At 69.3% G+C, this 18,331-nt stretch carries 15 protein-coding genes and 1 pseudogene; 6 read left to right on the forward strand and 10 right to left on the reverse strand.

Translation table 11 applies throughout. The features are described from left to right. Window positions 1-12 precede the first annotated feature (12 nt). The 5 genes from GAS53_RS11460 to GAS53_RS11480 form a co-directional block, all read right to left on the reverse strand. On the reverse strand, window positions 13-960 hold the full coding sequence (locus GAS53_RS11460; RefSeq protein ID WP_225858861.1) for a carbohydrate ABC transporter permease: 948 nt from the start codon (window positions 958-960) through the stop codon (window positions 13-15). Then, window positions 957-1,856: a carbohydrate ABC transporter permease gene (locus GAS53_RS11465; RefSeq protein ID WP_151477395.1), complete on the reverse strand. Its 900-nt coding sequence runs from the start codon at window positions 1,854-1,856 to the stop codon at window positions 957-959. Before GAS53_RS11465 ends, GAS53_RS11460 begins: the two co-directional genes overlap by 4 nt. Further along, window positions 1,853-3,244, reverse strand: a complete 1,392-nt coding sequence (locus GAS53_RS11470; protein WP_151477396.1) for an ABC transporter substrate-binding protein — start codon at window positions 3,242-3,244, stop codon at window positions 1,853-1,855. Before GAS53_RS11470 ends, GAS53_RS11465 begins: the two co-directional genes overlap by 4 nt. Before the next feature lie 336 nt (window positions 3,245-3,580). Further along, window positions 3,581-4,636, reverse strand: coding sequence for a LacI family DNA-binding transcriptional regulator (locus GAS53_RS11475; RefSeq protein ID WP_151477397.1), 1,056 nt, complete (start codon window positions 4,634-4,636; stop codon window positions 3,581-3,583). Between the two features lie 215 nt (window positions 4,637-4,851). Next, window positions 4,852-5,757, reverse strand: coding sequence for an AraC family transcriptional regulator (locus GAS53_RS11480; RefSeq protein WP_151477398.1), 906 nt, complete (start codon window positions 5,755-5,757; stop codon window positions 4,852-4,854). Window positions 5,758-5,950: 193 nt separating this feature from the next. Between GAS53_RS11480 and GAS53_RS11485 the strand changes: the two genes are divergently transcribed. Then, window positions 5,951-6,268 carry a putative quinol monooxygenase gene (locus GAS53_RS11485; RefSeq protein WP_151477399.1) on the forward strand — a complete coding sequence of 106 codons (318 nt, stop codon included), beginning with the start codon at window positions 5,951-5,953 and terminating at the stop codon, window positions 6,266-6,268. A gap of 171 nt (window positions 6,269-6,439) precedes the next feature. Further along, window positions 6,440-7,408, forward strand: a complete 969-nt coding sequence (locus tag GAS53_RS11490) for an alpha/beta hydrolase (protein WP_151477400.1) — start codon at window positions 6,440-6,442, stop codon at window positions 7,406-7,408. Between the two features lie 406 nt (window positions 7,409-7,814). On the opposite strand, the gene GAS53_RS11495 is transcribed toward GAS53_RS11490, so the two are convergent. Next, entirely contained in the window at window positions 7,815-8,993 is a 1,179-nt protein-coding gene (locus GAS53_RS11495) for a serine hydrolase domain-containing protein (protein ID WP_151477401.1), read from the reverse strand. A 654-nt stretch (window positions 8,994-9,647) separates the two neighbouring features. Here GAS53_RS11495 and GAS53_RS11500 point away from each other — a divergent pair. Then, window positions 9,648-10,262, forward strand: coding sequence for a dihydrofolate reductase family protein (locus GAS53_RS11500; RefSeq protein ID WP_151477402.1), 615 nt, complete (start codon window positions 9,648-9,650; stop codon window positions 10,260-10,262). Window positions 10,263-10,396: 134 nt separating this feature from the next. Here GAS53_RS11500 and GAS53_RS11505 read toward each other — a convergent pair. After that, window positions 10,397-10,720, reverse strand: a pseudogene (locus GAS53_RS11505) (LysR family transcriptional regulator); the annotation flags it as partial. Window positions 10,721-10,954: 234 nt separating this feature from the next. Between GAS53_RS11505 and GAS53_RS11510 the strand changes: the two are divergent. Both GAS53_RS11510 and GAS53_RS11515 read left to right on the forward strand, forming a co-directional pair. Then, on the forward strand, window positions 10,955-12,232 hold the full coding sequence (locus GAS53_RS11510) for a PucR family transcriptional regulator (RefSeq protein WP_151477403.1): 1,278 nt from the start codon (window positions 10,955-10,957) through the stop codon (window positions 12,230-12,232). A 105-nt stretch (window positions 12,233-12,337) separates the two neighbouring features. Beyond that, the gene (locus GAS53_RS11515; RefSeq protein ID WP_404829207.1) at window positions 12,338-13,045 is read left to right on the forward strand and encodes a S41 family peptidase; all 708 of its coding nucleotides are present in this window, start codon (window positions 12,338-12,340) and stop codon (window positions 13,043-13,045) included. 404 nt (window positions 13,046-13,449) lie between these two features. On the opposite strand, the gene GAS53_RS11520 is transcribed toward GAS53_RS11515, so the two are convergent. Then, entirely contained in the window at window positions 13,450-14,283 is an 834-nt protein-coding gene (locus GAS53_RS11520) for an LLM class flavin-dependent oxidoreductase (RefSeq protein WP_151477405.1), read from the reverse strand. Window positions 14,284-14,533: 250 nt separating this feature from the next. Beyond that, window positions 14,534-15,811 carry an IS110 family RNA-guided transposase gene (locus GAS53_RS11525; RefSeq protein WP_192583079.1) on the reverse strand — a complete coding sequence of 426 codons (1,278 nt, stop codon included), beginning with the start codon at window positions 15,809-15,811 and terminating at the stop codon, window positions 14,534-14,536. A gap of 487 nt (window positions 15,812-16,298) precedes the next feature. On the opposite strand from GAS53_RS11525, the gene GAS53_RS11530 reads away from it, so the two are divergent. After that, entirely contained in the window at window positions 16,299-16,529 is a 231-nt protein-coding gene (locus tag GAS53_RS11530) for a hypothetical protein (protein ID WP_151477407.1), read from the forward strand. A 127-nt stretch (window positions 16,530-16,656) separates the two neighbouring features. Here the strand turns inward: GAS53_RS11530 and GAS53_RS11535 are convergent, their stop codons facing one another. After that, complete coding sequence (locus tag GAS53_RS11535) at window positions 16,657-18,228, reverse strand: serine/threonine-protein kinase (RefSeq protein ID WP_318721981.1); 1,572 nt, start codon at window positions 18,226-18,228, stop codon at window positions 16,657-16,659. Between the last annotated feature and the right edge of the window lie 103 nt (window positions 18,229-18,331).

An 18,331-nucleotide genomic window follows, 5' to 3' on the forward strand; every position in this document is an offset into this window, starting at 1 on the left:
GGCGTACGCGCGTTACTGCTTGACGCCGCCGGTGGCCAGGCCGCTCTGCCAGTACCGCTGGAGCAGGAGGAAGGCGATGACGAGCGGGATGATCGAGAGCAGGGATCCGGTCACGACGAGCGCGAGCATGTCGCTGCTGGCGCCGGCCCCGCCGTTCTGGGCCTGGGAGGCCCAGGAGGAGAGCCCGACCGTGATGGGGTACAGGCTCGGGTCGTTGAGCATGATCAGCGGGAGGAAGTAGTTGTTCCAGGTCGCGACGAGCGTGAAGAGCACGACGGTGACCAGGCCCGGTGCCAGCAGCCGCAGGGCGATCCGGAAGAAGATCCGCAGCTCGCCGGCGCCGTCCATGCGGGCGGCCTCGAGGAGGCTGTCGGGGACGGCGTCCTGTGCGTAGATACGCATCAGGTAGAGGCCGAACGGGCTGACGAGCGAGGGCAGGACGATGGCCCAGGGGGTGTTGACCAGCTCCACCTTCGCGAAGAGCAGATAGGTCGGGATGGCCAGGGCGGTGGTGGGGACCATGATGGCGCCGAGTACGAGGTTGAAGGCGGCGTTGTTGCCGCGGAACCGGAACTTGGCGAAGCCGTATCCGGCGGCGGCCGCCAGCAGCGCGGCCCCGAGCGCGCTGCCGACGGCGTACAGGACGGTGTTGAGCAGCCAGTGCAGGAAGATTCCGTCGTCGTGCGTCAGGGTCTGCCGGATGTTCGTGAGCAGTTGCGGGGTGCGGGAGAACCACAGCCCGAACGTGTTGATCAGGTCCTGGGTGCTCTTGGTCGTCGCGACGAGCAGCCAGAACAGCGGCAGGAGGAAGTAGGCCAGGGCGGCCAGCATGACGATCGTCAGCGGGGTGCTGCGGCGACGCACCGACGACGGGCGGCGCCGGTTGTCGCGTGCCGTGCGTGTCCTGCCGGTTGTCGGGGCGCTCGGGGGCGTGGAGGCGGGAGCCACGGAGGTGGTCATGAGGTCCTCCTGCGGTTCGCGGTGAGCAGGACGGCGTAGGAGACGATCACGATGACAAGCCCCAGGAGGAAGGAGACCGCGGCCGCGTAGTTGACCTGCTGGCCGGTGAAGGCGAGCGTGTAGGCGTAGAGGTTGGCGGTGTACGAACTGTCAATGACGTCCGGGGCGATGCTCTGCAGCAGCTTCGGCTCGTTGAACAGCTGGAAGCTGCCGATCACGGAGAACAGCAGGGTGAGCAGGAGCGCCGGCCGCAGCGCGGGCAGCTTGACGGACCAGGCGATCCGCCAGGCACCGGCCCCGTCCAGCGCGGCAGCCTCGTACAGATCCTCGGGAATGGTGCGCAGCGCGGCGTACAGGATGATCATGTTGTAGCCGACGAACTCCCACGTCACGATGTTCGCCAGGCTCCCGAGCATCCAGCCGTCGCTGAGGAAGTGCCAGACCGGCAGGTCCAGCTTCTCGCTGAGCTGGGCGAACGGGCCGAAGTCCGGCCCGTAGAGGTAGCCCCACATGAGCGTGGCGACCACGCTCGGGACGGCGTACGGGACGAAGATGCCCAGCCGGATCACGCGCGCCAGCCGCAGCAGTCCGCTGTCGAGGGCGAGCGCGAAGAGCAGGGCCAGGACCAGCATCACAGGGACCTGGATCACGAAGAACGTCGCGACCCGCAGCACGCCTTCCCGCAGGAGCGGGTCCTTGACGGCGGTCACATAGTTGTCGAGGCCGACGAACGCCGTCCCGCCGATGAGCTTCTCCTGGAACAGGCTGATGTAGGCGGCATAGCCGAGCGGGGCGAGGAAGAGCAGGACGAACAGCACCATGAACGGTGCGACGAACAGCGGCCCTGCCGCACCGCCCGAACGGCGGCGCCCGCCGCGGAGCACCTGATTGGTCATTGGCCACCCTTGACGGTGAAGCCCTGGCTCTTGGCGTATGTGGTGATCCGCTTCTGCCACTGGTCGAGCGCGCCGACGGTGTCGGTCTTCTTGGCGAGGGACTTGCCGACGGTCTCGGTCCAGTCCGTCACCACCTGGTCGAGGAACGGCGGCCACTGGAACTCCGGACTGACCGTGCTACTGACGTCCGCGAACATCTGGTTGACCTTCTGGCCTCCGTAGAAGGCGGGCGCGTCACCGACGAAGGCGGGGTCCGCGAGCAGCGACTTCGTCGCCGGGAAGAAGGACTGCTTGGTGGCGAAGAGCTGGGCGCTGGCGGGGTCGCTGTTGAGGAACTGCGCGAACTGCGCAGCCGCGATGGGGTTTTGGGTCGCCTTGATGACCGCGCTCGTCGAACCGCCCCAGTTGCCCGAGCTCGGCTTGGCGGCGTCCCACTGCGGCAGCGGGGCCGCCCGCCACTTGCCGGCGGTCGACTTGGCGGAACCGGAGAGGAAGACCGGCCCCCAGGCCGCCGTGATCCAGGTGGCGTACTTGCCCTGGTTGAGGCCGGCGTACCACCCGTCGGTGAAGTCCGGGTCGGCGCTGATGACTCCGTCCTGCGCGAGCCCTCCCCAGTACGCCGCGAGCTTCCTGGAGGTCTCGTCCGCGACGCTGATGGTGACATCGCTCTTGCCGGCGGTCCGGTACGGCTTGGCACCCGCCTGCCACAGCAGGCCGTGCCAGGCGGCGGCCTCGTTCGCGGCGAGGTTGGTGAGGTAGATCCTCGGGTTGGCCTTGTGGAGCCTGCGTGCCGCGGCGGCGAACTCGTCCCAGGTCTTCGGCGGTTCGATCCCGTACTCGTCGAAGATGTCCTGCCGGTACAGCATGCCCATCGGGCCGGTGTCCTGCGGGATCGCCCAGACCTCGCCGCCCGGGCCGCTGACCTGCCCCCACGTCCAGTCGACGAACGTGTCCTTCAACTCCGTGGCGCCGTACGGCCGCAGGTCCATCAGGCTGTCCGTGATGGTGAACGTCGGGATGGCCTGGTACTCGATCTGCACCACGTCCGGAGCGCCCTTGCCGGCCTTCAGCGCCGTCCGCAGCTTCGTGTAGTGCGCCACGCCCTGACCGGCGTTGACGACCTTGACCTTGATGGCCGGGTACTTCTTCTCGAAGAGCGCGATCTCCTGGGCGATGTCCGGGACCCACGTCCAGAACGTCAGCTCGGTCGGAGTCTTCATCGCCTTGTCGATGTCGGCCTGGCTGACCGGCTCGGCGGAAGCGGAGGAGCCGCCGGTGTCGTCGCTGCCGCCGCACGCGGACAGCGCGGCGCCCAGCGATACGGCTCCCGCGGTGGTGAGGACGGTTCTACGGCTTACCTGAGGACGATGTGCGAAGGATCTGGGCATGGTGAACTCCCGCCGGTGGGCGAAGGATTCCGGACGCCTGGCGACGGCGCGCGGATCAGGGGTGGGTGAGGCGGAGGAGAAGCGCGGACGACACCAACAGGGCGTCGGGGTGGGCCAGTTGAAAGGCGCGGCCCGTGCCGCGCGGACGGAAGCCCGCGGTGGGGGCAGCGCGGGACCGAGCTGAGGCGAGTCTCTGCGGCCTGCCTCGGGATCAGCGGCCCAGCCGGAAACGGCGGGGCTGGGGCCGGTTGACCTTGATCAGCGGTGGATGAGGGCCCTCCATACGCGATCGCGGTCCCCGACCAGGCGGCCGCTACACGGACGGAGAGCGGTGCGTCACCCGTGTCCCGGGGTCGTCCGGGGCGGCGGGGGCGCGGTCGAGGAGCGTACGACGAGCTCGACCGGTGGGTCGCTCGCCAGTAGAGGGTCCTGGTGCGGCTTTTCGATGGCGTGCACGAGGAGCTTGAGGCCCTCCTGGGCCACGGCGTCGAACGGCTGGCGCACCGTGGTCAGCGGAGGAGTCACATAGGCGGCGACCGGGATGTCGTCGAACCCGACGACGCTGACGTCGTCCGGCACGCGTCGGCCGGCTTCCGTCAGGGCGCGGATCAGCCCGATGGCCATGTCGTCGTTCGCGGCGAACACCGCGGTCACGTCGCCGTCGGAAGCCAATTCGCAGCCCGCCGCGTATCCGGACGCGGCCGACCAGTCCCCCTGGACGACGGACGGTTCGTCCCGGCCGTGGGCCTTCAGCGCCGCTCGCCATCCGTCGAGACGGTCCCTGGCGGCGTACCACCGCTGCGGACCGGCGAGGTGGTGGACCGTCGCGTGCCCCAGGCCGAGCAGATGCTCGGTGGCGGCCCGCGCGAGCAGGTCGGAGCCGACGCCCGCGGTCACCACCCGGGGGCCGGCGAAGTCCGGTGGCGCGCCGAGGACGAGGACCGGCACCTCGACGTGGATGGAGACCTTGCTCTCGTCGATCGGCTCGGAGATGACGATGCCGTCCACACCCTGTTCGAGCAGCGACTCCACGGCGCCGGCGATACCTCCGGGGTCGCCTTCCAGCGTGTTGACCACGCGGAGGGCGTATCCCGTGTCGCGGGCGGCTCGCTCGATGCCCATGAGCAGTGAGGCGGGTCCGTACAAGGCCGTCCCGAGCGTCACCACGCCGATGGACCGCGTGCGTCCGGAGGCCAGCGCCCGGGCCGCGTTGTTCAGCCGGTAGCCGAGTTCGTCGGCGGCTTCGAGAACGCGTCGGCGTACGTCGGCGGAGACGTACTGCTCGTCGTTGAAGACCCTGGACACCGTCTTCTGCGAGACGCCCGCCAGGCGTGCCACATCCACACTGCGCGGCGCAGCGGAGCTCCCGCCCCGTCCTACCGGTCGCGTCATGGCATCTCCCGATGGCCGCTCGCGGAATCTCCGATGATTCCTTCGTATGACTGCGCAGCCATGTCTACGCAGTCATACGCCACCCGTCAAGAGTCTGGAACGCATCCGTAACAGCCAGTACCGACCACTCGAGGGCTTTCAGCGTCGGCGAGAAGACGACTGGACATGCACCCTGTCGGCCTGGCCGATGCCGCATGACGTCACGTCACGTCACGTCAGGGCAGGACGCCCGCGGTGGTGGGCACGGTGTGGCGCAGGCGGGCGGCGTCCTGGCTGGGTGGTGCGCCGAACTGGCGGCGGTATTCCCGGCTGAACTGCGAGGGGTTGTCGTAGCCGACTCGGTGGCCGACGCCGGTGACGTCGCCCGGGTGGGTGGCGAGCAGCAGCCGGGCCTCCTGGAGCCGGATCTGTTTCTGGAACTGGATGGGGCTCATCGCGGTCACCGCCTGGAAGTTGCGGTAGAAGGCGGAGACGCTCATGCCGGACATGCGTGCCACGTCCTCGACCCGGAACGGCTGCGCGTAGTGCTCGCGGATCCATCGCACGGCCCGGGAGACATGGCTGAGGCCGCTGTCGGCCAGGCCGAGTTGGCGCACCGTCGCGCCCTGCTCGCCGGTGATCAGGCGCCACAGGATCTCGCGTTTGACCAGCGGGGCCAGCACCGCCCGGTCGCGGGGTTCGTCGAGCAGGCGCAGCAGCCGGACCACCGCATCGAGCATCGCGGCCGAGGCGTCGCTGACGGCGATCCCCGACGGCACGCTCCCGTCGGCCCGGGGGGTGTCTCCGGGACCGGCCTGCAGCAGCAGTTCGGCGACGGCGGACGGTTCCAGCGTGAGACCGAAGCCGAGAGCCGGCTGCTCGGGATCGGCCTGGGTGAACTGCCCCGTGACGGGCAGGTCGACGGATGCGACCAGGTACTGCCCGGGGCCGTACTCGAACACCCGGTCGCCCAGCGCGAGGCGTTTGGCGCCCTGGGCGATGACCGCCAGCACCGTGCCGGACATCGACGGCGCGGGCGGATCGGACCGCTCGACCTTGGAGATGAGTACGCCGTCGATGGCCGTGGTCCAGTCGGGCCGCGCGTGCCGGGCCAACAAGGTGCGGAGTTCGTCGAGGTCCATGCACCCATTGCAACACCCCTCCAGCCCTCTGCTCCCGCACGCGAGAGGATCGTGCAAGGGCCCGCGAGCATCGTTCTACCGTTTCCGCAGGTCACGCCGGTTGAATGGAGTCACTGGAATCCAAGGGCAAGCCACTGGGCTCTCGCTCCAGGACAGCACATCAACATTCCGTCGCCGCAGAAGAAGGTAAGTCGTGATCGCCACCTACGGATTCAACGCCACCCTGACCGCCAAGCCCGGAATGGGCGACCGCCTGGTCGACCTGCTGCTGACCGGCCTGCACGAGGGAAGCCCCGGCGCGAGCGAATACTGCGTCGTCTACCTCGTCTCCCGTTCGGCGTCCAACCCCGACGTCGTCCACATCACCGAGGGCTGGACCAGCGAGGAGGACCACCACCGGCTCTTCGCCGGCGAGGCGGCCCAGGCCCTCGTGTCGCAGATCGAGGGGCTGCTGGCCGGGGAGTCCAAGTACACCGACTACGTCCCGGTCCGCGGCAAGGCCGCCTTCTGAGACCCGCTGACCGATCGGCCGGTCCTACCCCGATCCCCGATCCGGTCCGACGGGCCCGACACCGGTCGCATCCCTGCCCATCTGGCAGGCACGGTCAGCCGGCGGCAGCGCCTGTCGACCGGCTCTCTCCTTACCTGATCACTCGGCCAAACCCGACGAAAGGTGGCCATCATGGCCCTGGCGCGACCCGACCTGGATCCCGAACTGCGTGCGCTGCTCGCCGACATGCCACTCATGACCCACCTCAGTCCGGAGGTGCTGGCACAGCTGCGCCAGCTCCCGCCGACACCGGTCGACACCCTCCTCGAAGGCCGCCCGGTCGACCGACGCGAGGTCACCGTGCCCAGTGGCGACGGCGCGCAGATCCCCCTGTCGATCTTCAGCCCCGCCGGGGCCGATCGCTCCACGGGCGCTCCGTGCGTCTACTGGATGCACGGCGGCGGGATGGTCATGGGGGATCGCTTCTCGCAGATCGACATCCCGCTGGAGTGGCTCGACCGGTTCGGCGCCGTCGTGATCTCCGTGGACTACCGGTTGGCGCCGGACGCCACCGGCACGACCCTGGTCGACGACTGCTACCAGGGGCTGCTCTGGATCGCCGAGCACGCCGACGACCTGGGCATCGATCCTGCCCGCATCGTCGTCGCGGGCGTCAGCGCCGGCGGCGGCCTCGCCGCGGGAGTCACCCTGATGGCACGCGACCGTGGCACCCCGGCCATCGCCGCCCAGATGCTTGTCTGCCCCATGCTCGACCACCGCAACACCACCACCGCGAGTCGGCAGTACTCCGGCACACCCGGCGTCTGGACCCGCGAGATGAACGAGTTCGGATGGCGATCCGTTCTCGGCGGCCTCGAGGACGCCCAGGTGCCCGGCTACATCTCACCCGCGGTGGCCGACGACCTCTCGAGCCTGCCGACCACCTACATCGACGTCGGCTCGGCCGAGGTCTTCCGCGACGAGGACGTCGACTACGCCACCCGGATCTGGGCGGCCGGCGGCCAGGCGGAACTGCACGTCTGGGCCGGCGGGTTCCACGGATTCGACGCGCTGTACCCGCAGGCACGGGTCTCGGCCGGGGCACGCCGGACACGCAATGACTGGCTCGCCCGAGTCCTGAGTCCGGCTTCCGTCGCATAGCGCTGCCGCACAACTGCCAGGCCCGTCAGAGCAGTTCCCAGGGAAGGCGGCACGGCCGTCGCACTGCCGCCCGTACAACTCGTCGTGGCCACGTGCACCTTGGTCGGAGCACATGGGCAGACGAAGGCCACCTCAGTGTCCGGCGGATGCCGGCCGTACGATCAAGTACTCTTCGTCGACTTCCGGACCGAGTACACCTGGCAAGGTCAAGAGATCCTGACCTCGGAGGACGACCTGCCACGGATCTTGGCTCCGCTCGTAGAGCTCGTCGAAGCGGCAACGGAGCGAGGTTGAGGAACAAGCCTTGTCCGGTTCCTGGCGCGCCCGGCTCGCGGTCGCGGCGAAGCGTGCTCAGCTCGCCGGCGTGGTTGCCACAGACACCCTCGGCCTTCCCTTTTGGGCAAGGTCAAGAGTTGTAAGAGGTGAGTGCGGCGACCACTCGGTTGACCATGTCCTCGTCCGTGGTCAACGGGGTCGGGGTGTAGGACAGGACGAAGCGGAGCCGGAGGTCGAGGGTGGAGAACACGCGGGTGCGGTAGCCGTACACCTCGCCGGTCTTTCCCCAGAACGTCACGCCGTTCACCGTGGCCGTCTGCAGGCCCATGCCGTAGCGGGCGGGGCTGCCGTCCTTCAGCATGCGGACCTCGGCCGGGGGCAGTGTCCAGAGCTTGTCCATCGCCCGGCGCGGCAGCAAGTCGCCGGAGAACAACGCCTGTTGGAAACTGAAGAGATCGTCGACGGTGGAGACCAGTTCGCCCTCGCCCCATGTGCTTGACGGGTTGTAGACGGTGGCGTCGCGCAGGGAGCCATCGGTCATCCGCAGATACCCGTGCACATGCGGACCGTGCAGGCGGGGGTCGTCGCCCGGTGTCAGCGTGCGTCTGAGGCCGAGCGGTCGCAGGACGCGGCAACTGATCGCCTCGCCGTAGCGCTGTCCGGTCAGCTTCTCGATGAGGAGGGCGAGGAGTACGTAGTTGATGCCCCGGTACTCCTGCTTGGTGCCCGGGCGGAACTTCAGCGGGCCGTGCGTCACTGTCCGCACCCACTCGTGCGGCGTCCAGCGGTCGAACCGGTGCCTCAGGGCGGCCTCCGGCGTGCTCGTGTCAGGGATGCCCTGGTGATCGGGGATTCCGCTGGTGTGGTTGAGGAGTTGAGTGACGGTGATGCGAGCGAAGTCGGACGGGAGCAGCCCCGGAAGGTAGCGCCCGATCGGTGCGTTCAGCTCCACGCGGCGCTCTGTCCACAGCTGGAGCACGACCGTGGCCACGAAGGCCTTGGTGACGCTGCCCGCGCGGAACCTGTCGTCGGGGCGTGCGGCACGCCCGGTGGTGAGATCGGCCAGGCCTGTGGTGCCGTACCAGTGGTCCGTGCCATGGGCGGCCCGTAGTTGGGCGGAGGTGGCCGGCGGGTGGGAGAGGTCGGAGATCGCCGCCTGTAAGGCGCCGATGTCCAAGCCGGTGTCCAGCTCCTCGCGCCTGGCGGAGTCCGCCGCCGCCCGGGAAGCCGCACTTCCGGCCGCGACCAGCACGGCACCGGCCACAGAACCACGGGCCAGAGAACGTCGGGAGATCGACTGAGAGGTCATGGAGCTCATGCTGCCGACGGCCCCACAACCCGGGCATCCGGGATGTCCCCCAGGTATCCCTGACCCGACCCGTACCCGCCGGTGCACTCGAGCTGAGCCTCGATGCACCGAGCAACAGCCGGTCCAGGGCTTGGACTTGAAGACGCGGATGTTCTCTGAGCTGGGATGACGGGGCTTCCTACGGCCAGCAGTGTGGCCGGCATGGCCGCGCCTCGGCACCTTCAAAAGTGGCGGTCTCGACGCCGGTCGGCGAGGTGGCTGAAGCACCCACATGCCCGACTCGCAAAGCGTCACGACCTCGTGAGCCCCAGACTCACCACGGAATCCATCTTCAAGCTGGTGAGGTATATCGCCCAGGACCAAACGCAAACCAGCGGGCGAAACGCTCTTTCAGGAATCCGGCGCCGCCGTCCCGGAACCGTATGGCTGGCGGATCGCACACAACCGGCGTACCAGAAAGTCGTCGAGAGAAATCCGGAAGGCGGTGTCGGATCGGGGCTGAGGTGTTCGTAGCAAGGGTGGGAGGCCGCCCACGAGGGGCGTCCCACGCCACACGCGATTCGACCGGACGGCCTCTGCTGCGACCGATGCGATCGGCGCCGCGGTCCGGTTGAATCGAACTACGACAAAACCGGCAAGAAGGGAACTGCGTCCATGAAACTGACGACCATCACGAACATCTCTGTCGACGGAGTAATGCAGGGACTCGGCGGGGCCGATGAGGACCGCAGGGGCGGATTCGAGCGCGGCGGATGGGCCTTGCCGTTGTTCGACGGCGAGGCCGAGACGTTTCTCAGCCAGGTCTACCAGCGCGCCGACGCGTTCCTGTTCGGCCGGCGGACCTACGAGATCTTTGCCGGCTACTGGGGAGCAATCGCAGATCCGGCCAACCCCATCGCAGCGGCGTTGAACACGCGGCCCAAGTACGTCGCATCGACCACGCTCACTGACCCGCAGTGGGCGGACACGACCGTCCTCTCCGGTGACGTCGCGGCGGCCATCGGCGAGTTGAAAGCCAAGCCAGCTGGTGAGCTGCAGGTGCACGGCAGCGGCGCCCTGGTTCGGTGGCTGTTCGACAACCAGCTTGTCGACGAGATCATCCTGCTCACCTATCCCGTGGTCGTCGGCCAGGGCACGCGCCTGTTCCCCGCCACCGGCCCGGACACAGCGCTCGACCTGGTCGACTCGCGAGCCACCCCGGAGGGGGTGACGATCCAGGTCTACCGGCCCACGGGGCGCCCGCAGTATGCAACGGCCACGGCCGACTGAAGCACGTGACATAGGTGCCGAAGCGAGTGAGAGTCGCTCACTGGTGGGTGCCGGCCTGAGCCAGTGACCAGAACACGTTGATGTTGAGGTATTCGTCGCGCACCCGGCTGGCCGACCTTCACCCGTCTCGCCCTTCAAGTACCGGATGTCGACGCCGCGTTGGCGTCGAGGGCTACGGCACGCAGGGCGGCTGCCATGCGGGTGACCGGTTCGGTCGGTGGGTGCGGAAGGCGAGCCAGGAGCAGGCGCCGTTGCTCCTGGGGCCCGCCACGCACCGGCAGGACGCGTACGCCCGGCGGCGCGGTCCGGTCCTCCCCGGAGGAGGAGCCGGCGATCCAGCGCTGCCCGCGCAGGTCGGCCACGTCGACGAAGTCGCCGCGGGCCGGCGGATGGGTGGCGGGTACCGCAAGACGCAGGGCTCGTTCGGTGAGCGTATGCGGCACCAGTGGTGGAGACTCGGCGCCAAGAACCTGCACAGCGCCGCGGCCGCTCTGTGACCCACCCGCGGTTACCTGGCCCCGTACCCCCCGAGCGGGCGCGGGGCCACAGCCGGTGATATCGACAGGACCCAGCGTAAAGACTGCCGCACACCCCTAGGTACCGACTGGCCGGTATGCCATTCTTCAGTGCCACAAGGGAGCGGGGCCGCAGCCGCGCTCGGCGTCGGAGCGACCGGCTACGGAAGGACCGCGATGCGTAATGCCGGACGATCTCAGGTCCGGGTACTCCCCGAGCAACCCGCCGTCCCGCCTTCCCGCGCGGGACGCAGCCGTTCGCTGGTCGATGCCGAGGCGCTCGTCGCACTGCACCGAGCGGCGCGGGAGCTCCTGCGTGATCTTCCCGGGCTCACGGACCGTTTGATGGCCGTCCTCCGTGTGGAGGAGCCGACGTACCGTGTGCTGCTCGAGAACGACGCGGCTGCCTCCTGGCACGAAGCCCACCGTTCCTTGGAGCACAGCGTCGGTTCGCTGCTCGGGTCGAGGGCGACGCGGGACGCGGCCCGCAGCTGCTCCCGGAAGATCGCTTCGGCCTGGGCCGAGCAGGGCCGGCCTCTGGAAGCCCTCCTGCACGCGTTCCGGCTCGGCGGCTCCCTGGTGTGGCAGGCCCTCCTCGCCGCGACCTCCCGTCGAGATCCCGAGGACGTACGCCTGCTGGTGCATGTGGCGGGTGACGTGTGGGCGTTCGTCGACGAGCACTGCGCCATCACGGCCGATGCGTACCGGGAAGCGCAGCGCCGGCAGGCCTGGCGGCGTGAGAACCACATTCGCCTGATGACGGCCGCACTCCTCGAAGGCACCACTCGTATCGCCGAACTGCCCGAGGCCGCGGCCGCTCTGGAACTTCCGGAACAAGGTCGCTACGCCGTCGTCGCCGTCTCCGCGGCGTCGCCCTTCGCCGCCGGCCATGCCCTGCCCGTGGGCGCGCCGCCAGGCATGCGGATTCTGTGGCACGCGGGCGGCACCGTCGAGCTCGGCATCGTCGCTGTGGGAGACGCGCGTCTGGAGCAGTTGGCCGAGGCGTTCGGCGAAAGGCCCGGCAGCGGCAGACGGATCGGGATCAGCACGGCCGTCGAGGGCCTGGCGGCCGTGGGCGAAGCCCGGCGGCAGGCGGAGACCGCCCTGCGCATCTGTCCGGAGGCGGGCGGCACCGTGCTGCTGCGGGACCATCTCGCCTCCGCTCTGCTCGTCGCCGCACCGGAGTTGGGCGCCGCCCTCGCGGACCGCGTACTCGGGCCGCTTCTCGTCCTGGAGCCGTCCGACCGCGACCTGCTGCTCGACACCTTGGCCGCCTGGCTCGAGTGCGACGGCTCGGCACAGCGGGCCGCCGAACGCCTCTACTGTCACCGCAACACGGTCCTCAACCGCCTGCGCCGATGCGAACAGCTCACCGGAAGGTCACTCGCCCGTCCGGCCGACCTGGTCGACGTCAGCCTGGCCCTCACCGCGCGCGGGCTCCTGCATCGCCGGTAGGACATCGGCTGGTCCAGTGCCCGAAGAGGCGCGCCGCCGCACATCCAGGCAACCGACCTCCGGGGAAGCGCCGTACGGATCGATGACGGTCCGCGTACCGGTGACGTGGCCGAACAGGCACGGCCGGCCGCCCAATCAGCCGCGCCTACGCGGCGTGCGGCGAACTGTCCCGGGACGAGCGGCGGAGCGCAGGACCGGACGTCACGAGATCGGCACGTCCTCCCTTTCACCGACGAGGAGTCGTACGCGCAGTGGGAGGCGGCGCTGGAGGCCGCCCTGGACAAGATCCCGTGGACGCGCCTGAGCGGGCTCGTCCTGGACGTACGCGTGAACGGCGGCGGCGCCGACCCGCTGGGACTGCGCATCGCCTCCCGGCTGACGGACCGGCCGTACACCGCGTACACCAAGTACGCCCGCAACGACCCCGACGACCCGACCCGGTTCACCCGGGGAGAGCCGATCACCATACGTCCGCACCAGGGACCCCGCTTCACCGGGCCGGTCGCGGTCCTCACCGGCGGGCTGACCATCAGCGCGGCCGAGACCTTCACCCAGGCGCTCATGGCACGCACCCAGGCACCGGTCCGGATCGGGCAGAACACCCAGGGCGTCTTCTCCGACACCCTGGACCGCGCGCTGCCGAAGGGCTGGCAATTCTCGCTGCCCAACGAGGAGTTCCGTACAGCCGACGGCACCACCTTCGACGGCACCGGGATCCCGCCGCAGCACCGCACGCCGGTCTTCACGGAGGAGGAATTCGAGCAGGGGCGCGACAGCGCGCTGGCAAAGGCACGGGAGTTGCTGCGCCGGTAGGGCCGGGGATCGGGTCCGCCGAGCGCGACGTCAAGGCTGGCCCGAACAGAGGAGGCGGGCAGGAGCCGCGGTCTCGTGCCCGGCGTGGACCGTGGGCGTGGCCCAGGATCTCGGTCGGCGGTGATCGGTTCGCTCAACTCGGCAGCTGGCTCCGGCAGTTCGACGTTCTGTACGGGCAACTCAGCGTCCGTCCTGGCAGTTCGACGGCCGGTTCTTGCGACTCGGCGGCCGGTCCCGGCAGTTCGACGGCCGGTCGTTGCAGCTCTACGGGTCGGCAGGGCGGCTCGGCGTCCTCGTCGTAGCGGGCGACGAGGCCTGGACCTGGCCCGTCCGCCGCCACCGGCGGCTTCAGCCCCGGACGGGAATGCAGCCGGTGGCGGCATTCCCGTCCGGGACCGCAGTGCCTATACGCGGGGCGGACCGGCGTCCACGACCGCCATCGACAGGTCCAGGGGGTCGAAGTGAATCAGCGATTCCAGCCACCAGGTCATACCGGCCTGGGCGAGCCCTCTGAGGTCCACGTTCTTGTCCTCTTCCCACGCGGCGCTCGCGTTGCCGCGCACGGCGATGTCGAACGGCCGGTCGGCCGGCAAACCGGCGCGGTACAACTCCCGACGGATGCCGGCGACCTCTTCGGGGGTCAGCTCGTGGTCGGCCGGATTGGGAAAGATGCCGTCGCAGCCGGAGGCACGGCTGATCACCCGCGGGTTGTTGGTGGAGCTGGCCATCCAGACCGGGATGCGGTACGGATCCGGTTCTGTGGCAGTCAGGTTCACCTGATAGTGCGGACCGCTGTGCTGGATCGCCTTGCCGGCCCACATCGCCCGCATCAGCGCGAGCCCCTCGGTGAGCATCGCCGAGCGGGTCGCCAGATCGGCCGGTTCCCCGAAGCTGCTGAAATCACCGGACTCATCGACGCCCACTCCGGTGCCGACGACAAGCCGTCCATGGGAGAGCCTGCTGACCGTGGACGCGTGCCGGGCGACCACCCAAGGCCTGCGCCGGGCCGGCGGGGTGACCGTCGGACCGAGCAGCAGGCTTTCGGTGGCCTGCGCGATCGCGGCCAACGTGGTCCAGGGATCGGCAATCGGCATCGCATCGGTGACCACGTGATCCCACAGGAACACACCGTCCCACCCTGCGGCCTCCGCCCGTACCGCCAGTTCGACGAGGACTCTGGGGTCGCCGAACGGGCCGAACGGCGGAAGGTAGACACCGAAGCGGATGCTCTCGTTCACGAGGACCTTCTCCTGGGGTGGGTTCTGGGACGAGGGTGGATCAGATGCCGATGCACCTCGTTCAGTGTGTCGGGCCGGTTTCGCGGTGCGTGAATTGGGTCACCGGGCCGCAGAGGTTGTCGGAACGCCACCAGCGAGCGGCGACCAGCCTTGAGGCGACTCCCAACCCACGCTTGCCCATACGTCAGCACCAACCATGCAGGCGGTCGATAGTGCGGTGACCGCGTAGACACCTCAGGCGCTTAACTCGTCAAGCGGCGACTGCGAGTTCGGCGGGGAAGGCTGTGTTCTCGTCGAACAGCTGGCGCTTCTGGAGACAGTGATAGAGCTGGCCCAACATTCGGTTGAAAAGGTTGCGCTGGGCTGCGGCGTGCCAGTCTCCGTGGTTGTCGCGCCGCCTGCGGTAGTGGGCCTTGGCACCGGGTGAGGCGGTGATCGCGGAGAAGGCCCAGAGATAGCCGGCATGGTTGAGGCGGTTGTTCTTCACCCACCGCCTGGTGATGGACGACTTTTTGCCGGAGGCCCTGGTGACGGGCGAGGAGCCGGCGTATGCCTTCAGGCCGCGGGCGTCGGCGAACCGCTGCCGGTCGTCCCCGACTTCGGCGAGCACCCGGGCGCCGAGCTGGACGCCGAGGCCAGGGAAGCTGAGGATGATCTCAGCGTCCGGGTGCTGAGGGAAAGTCTCTTCGACCGCCTCGGCCAGATCGTCGGCGGCGGTGCAGGCGGCTTCAAGCTGAACCAGGAGTGCGAGCATCTGCTTGCCCAGCGCGTCTTCGATCAGCGGCGGCTGTTGGGCCCAGTCCGCGCGGAAGACTTCGCGGAGCCGTTCGGCCTCGGCTTCGATGCCGCGTTTGCGGCCGGCCCGCTTGAGCGCGGCCTGGAGCTGAGTGCGGGTGAGCCGTGCGGCCCTGGCCGGTGTCGGGGCGGCCTTGAGGAGCTCGTGGGCCTCGGGTCGGCACAGGCTGTTTTTCCAGGGCTCGAAGGCTGCCAGTGCCGCTGGGTAGTACTCGCGCAGGAGCGATCGGAGCTGGTTGGCGGCCTGCTGGCGGTTCCAGGTGGCGTCCTGCTGGGCGCGGGCCAGGACGGCGACGGCGCGGGCGAGATCGGAGTCGTTGGGCAGTGGCCGGTGGGCGTGCATGTCCGTGCGCAGGATGTTCGCCAGTACCAGGGCGTCGCCCGGGTCGGACTTCTTGCGCGAGACGCTGTGGCGGTCCCGGTAGCGCGCGGCGGCCATCGGGTTGATCGCGAACACTTGCCGCTTGCCGGTCCGCAACACCGTCACCAGCAGGCCGCGGGACGTTTCGATGGCGACCGGGATCGGATTCTCTTCGGTGTCGCCGTACTCGGCGAGCAGGTCCAGCAGGATCCGGTAGCCGACCGCGTCGTCGGTGATGTGGCGCTTGGCCAGCAGCTGGCCGGTGTCGTCCACCAGGGCGACGTCGTGCGTCTTCTCAGCCCAGTCGATACCGCAGTAGATCAAGTTGCTCCTCCCCTGAGCACAGGCTGTTTGCGCTGGTCGCGAGCGCATGCGGGCCACGCAGCGACCTAATTCCAGGACTCGACGCGAGGGCCGGTCCGCCACCTCAGAAGCCGTTCGTGGCACCAGCTCACCGCACGGGCCTCGGTCTAGACAGGAGCTCGGACGGCTCGGGCGTAACGAGAGGTCACCGCGCAGCAGGCTCGCACCACCAACTGCAACGAGGAAGCACGACGTGTGGTGGCAGCCGCGAGGACGCCGAACGCCGCCGATCTTGAACCAGGCATCAGTGCCCGGCATACCTCAGGCATCCGCTCGACGCCCACACGACCGCCACCACGACGAGTACGAGGACTGCGTGCCGCTCTATGCGGAGGTCTCAATGGACCCGGTTCGCCGGAGGCATCGCAGCCCCGTACTCGAACAGCCCGCTGGAGCGGCAACCGCTCTTCGTGGGCTGCTGAGAACGAATTAGGTTCGCCGGGTTGGTGTCGTGGCGGTTGGATGTGCGGCGACATTGGTTTCGAAAGGAGCGGCCATGCCGCACACGACACAACAGCCCGCATCCGAGCCGGTTGGCAAGCCTGACTATCTGACCGATAGGCAGTGGGCTGGCCTCACCCTCGGCGTCCTCATGGGCGTTGTTGAGGGCTGCGAGAGGGCCGAGCTCAAGGGCGCGTGGGCGTCGGATTTGGGAGTCGCTGCGGTGAAGGGGTTGCGGGCGCGACTGGACGAGTTGGTGGTGGAGGAGGGCGCGTCGGACGGATGAGCTGGTGCGGTGGCTGGAAGTCAGCTCGAATGGACAGGCTCGGCCACCCAGCCTCCAGCCGTTGAACCGGACGTCGCCCCCGTAACCGCCACGAGCATCAACCCGGTGAACCTACGCGGTCAGAGGACTAGTCCAACGGCTCGCGGAAGGTCTCCAGGACGGTCTTCAACGCCTGCTGATTGCCCGGGCTGTTCCAGACAGCGGCCGGAGTCGTCCAGCGGAGCGAGAAGCCCCGGCCGCCCCCGATGAGGAAACCCCGGCCGAAGGTGCGCACACGCGTGCCGTCGGACTGGTCGAGCCACTCCATGTCCGCGGCCTTGTGCCCCTGGTAGGTCGTCGCGCGGATGGCGCCCAACCGGTCGAACCCGGACCGCTGTTGCAGCGAGGGCTCGACATCGTCCCGCCATACGGCGACCGGGTCCGGGCCGACACGCGTGCTGAAGGTGACGGTCAGGTTCCGTGGGTCGCCGTCGGCGCCGAAGACCACCCGGTAGGAGAGGTCGTCCGCACGGCCGGTGCTGAGGCGCTTCCAACCTTTGGGAAGCGCGACCGCGAAGCCCTCCGGTGCCGTATAGACGCGATAACCGGCCGGCAGGGCCGCGGTGGCGGAGGCCGAGGGGGGCGTGGAAGCCGAGGGGGACGCGGAGGCCGAGCGGGAAACGGAGGCCGAGGGGGACGTGGTGGGGTCTGCGGGGCGGGGCGATGGCGTGGTCGCTTCGCTCGGGTCACCGGTAGGGACGCCGGAGCCGGTGGGAGACGCGGTCGCGCCAGGTCCGGGTAAGGAGGAATCGACACCGGGACGTTCGCCGGTCGCGGCGAGGGCAGTGACCGTCAGACCGACGGCGGCGACCGCGGCCCCGATGAGCGTCGCACGGCCGAGCTTCCGTCCGCCCCCGCCCCCGCCGGCGAAGCGGCGAGCGGACAGCCGAGGCGGCGGAACCGCCTGGTGTACCGCTTCGGAGCTCTCGCTGACGATGCGGGTGAGGGCGTCGCGTACGACGGGACCGGTGAGCCGTTCGCGCGGGTCCTTGTGGAGCAGCCCCTGCACGGTCTGGGCGAGCGGGCCCGCCCGCCGCGGGGTGCGCGGTGGCAGCCGCTCCACCGCCTTGAGGGTGGCCTCGGGCCGGCCGCGGTCGCGGAAGGGCGGACGTCCCTCGGTCATCGTGTAGAGCAGTGCGCCCAGGGCCCACAGGTCAGCCGGCGAACCACCCGACTCGCCGCGGGCTTGTTCCGGGGATGCGTACGCCGGTGCGCCGAGCAGCACCGGCGGAGCCACGCCCGCCATGCCGAAGCCGGTGACGACCACGCCGCCATGGTCGCGCACAAACACCTGGCCGGGGCTGAGTTCGCCATGGGCGATGCCGTCACCGTGCGCGGGCTCCAGCACGTCGAGGAGGTCGAGCCCGATGCGAGCGGCCCGTACGTAGTCGAACGTGCCGTGCTGGTCGAGGAGTTCACCCAGGGGCATGCCGTCGATCCACTCGACGACCGTCCACAGCGTGCCCGACTCCTCGACCACCTCAACGACGGCCGCCACCCCGCCGGGGCACCGCAGCCCCACGACCTCGGACGTGCGCATGATCCGCGCGATGTTCCAGCGGGAGACGTCCTCCCCTGCATCGACCGGAAGTTGAGTCTGCGTCAGCAACCGCGGGCGCGCGCACGCGGTGTCCTCGCCGTACCAGCAGACACGGTTCACCTCACGGTGGACGACCTCCTGGAGCCGATATCTTCCGGCAACCAACCCATTCGCAGCGGCACCCGCGTTGCCCATGGCCATCCCTCGCTGAACCCTTGCTGTC

Source organism: Streptomyces albicerus (assembly GCF_008905045.1).
Classification (GTDB): Bacteria; Actinomycetota; Actinomycetes; order Streptomycetales; family Streptomycetaceae; genus Streptomyces; species Streptomyces albicerus.

Excerpts from the sequence above, each read along its gene's own strand:
- GAS53_RS11460 (WP_225858861.1), bottom strand. The coding sequence starts at position 960 with ATGACCACCTCCGTGGCTCCCGCCTCCACGCCCCCGAGCGCCCCGACA.
- GAS53_RS11465 (WP_151477395.1), bottom strand. The coding sequence starts at position 1,856 with ATGACCAATCAGGTGCTCCGCGGCGGGCGCCGCCGTTCGGGCGGTGCG.
- GAS53_RS11470 (WP_151477396.1), bottom strand. The coding sequence starts at position 3,244 with ATGCCCAGATCCTTCGCACATCGTCCTCAGGTAAGCCGTAGAACCGTC.
- GAS53_RS11475 (WP_151477397.1), bottom strand. The coding sequence starts at position 4,636 with ATGACGCGACCGGTAGGACGGGGCGGGAGCTCCGCTGCGCCGCGCAGT.
- GAS53_RS11480 (WP_151477398.1), bottom strand. The coding sequence starts at position 5,757 with ATGGACCTCGACGAACTCCGCACCTTGTTGGCCCGGCACGCGCGGCCC.
- GAS53_RS11490 (WP_151477400.1), top strand. The coding sequence starts at position 6,440 with ATGGCCCTGGCGCGACCCGACCTGGATCCCGAACTGCGTGCGCTGCTC.
- GAS53_RS11495 (WP_151477401.1), bottom strand. The coding sequence starts at position 8,993 with ATGACCTCTCAGTCGATCTCCCGACGTTCTCTGGCCCGTGGTTCTGTG.
- GAS53_RS11500 (WP_151477402.1), top strand. The coding sequence starts at position 9,648 with ATGAAACTGACGACCATCACGAACATCTCTGTCGACGGAGTAATGCAG.
- GAS53_RS11510 (WP_151477403.1), top strand. The coding sequence starts at position 10,955 with ATGCGTAATGCCGGACGATCTCAGGTCCGGGTACTCCCCGAGCAACCC.
- GAS53_RS11525 (WP_192583079.1), bottom strand. The coding sequence starts at position 15,811 with ATGCGCTCGCGACCAGCGCAAACAGCCTGTGCTCAGGGGAGGAGCAAC.
- GAS53_RS11530 (WP_151477407.1), top strand. The coding sequence starts at position 16,299 with ATGCCGCACACGACACAACAGCCCGCATCCGAGCCGGTTGGCAAGCCT.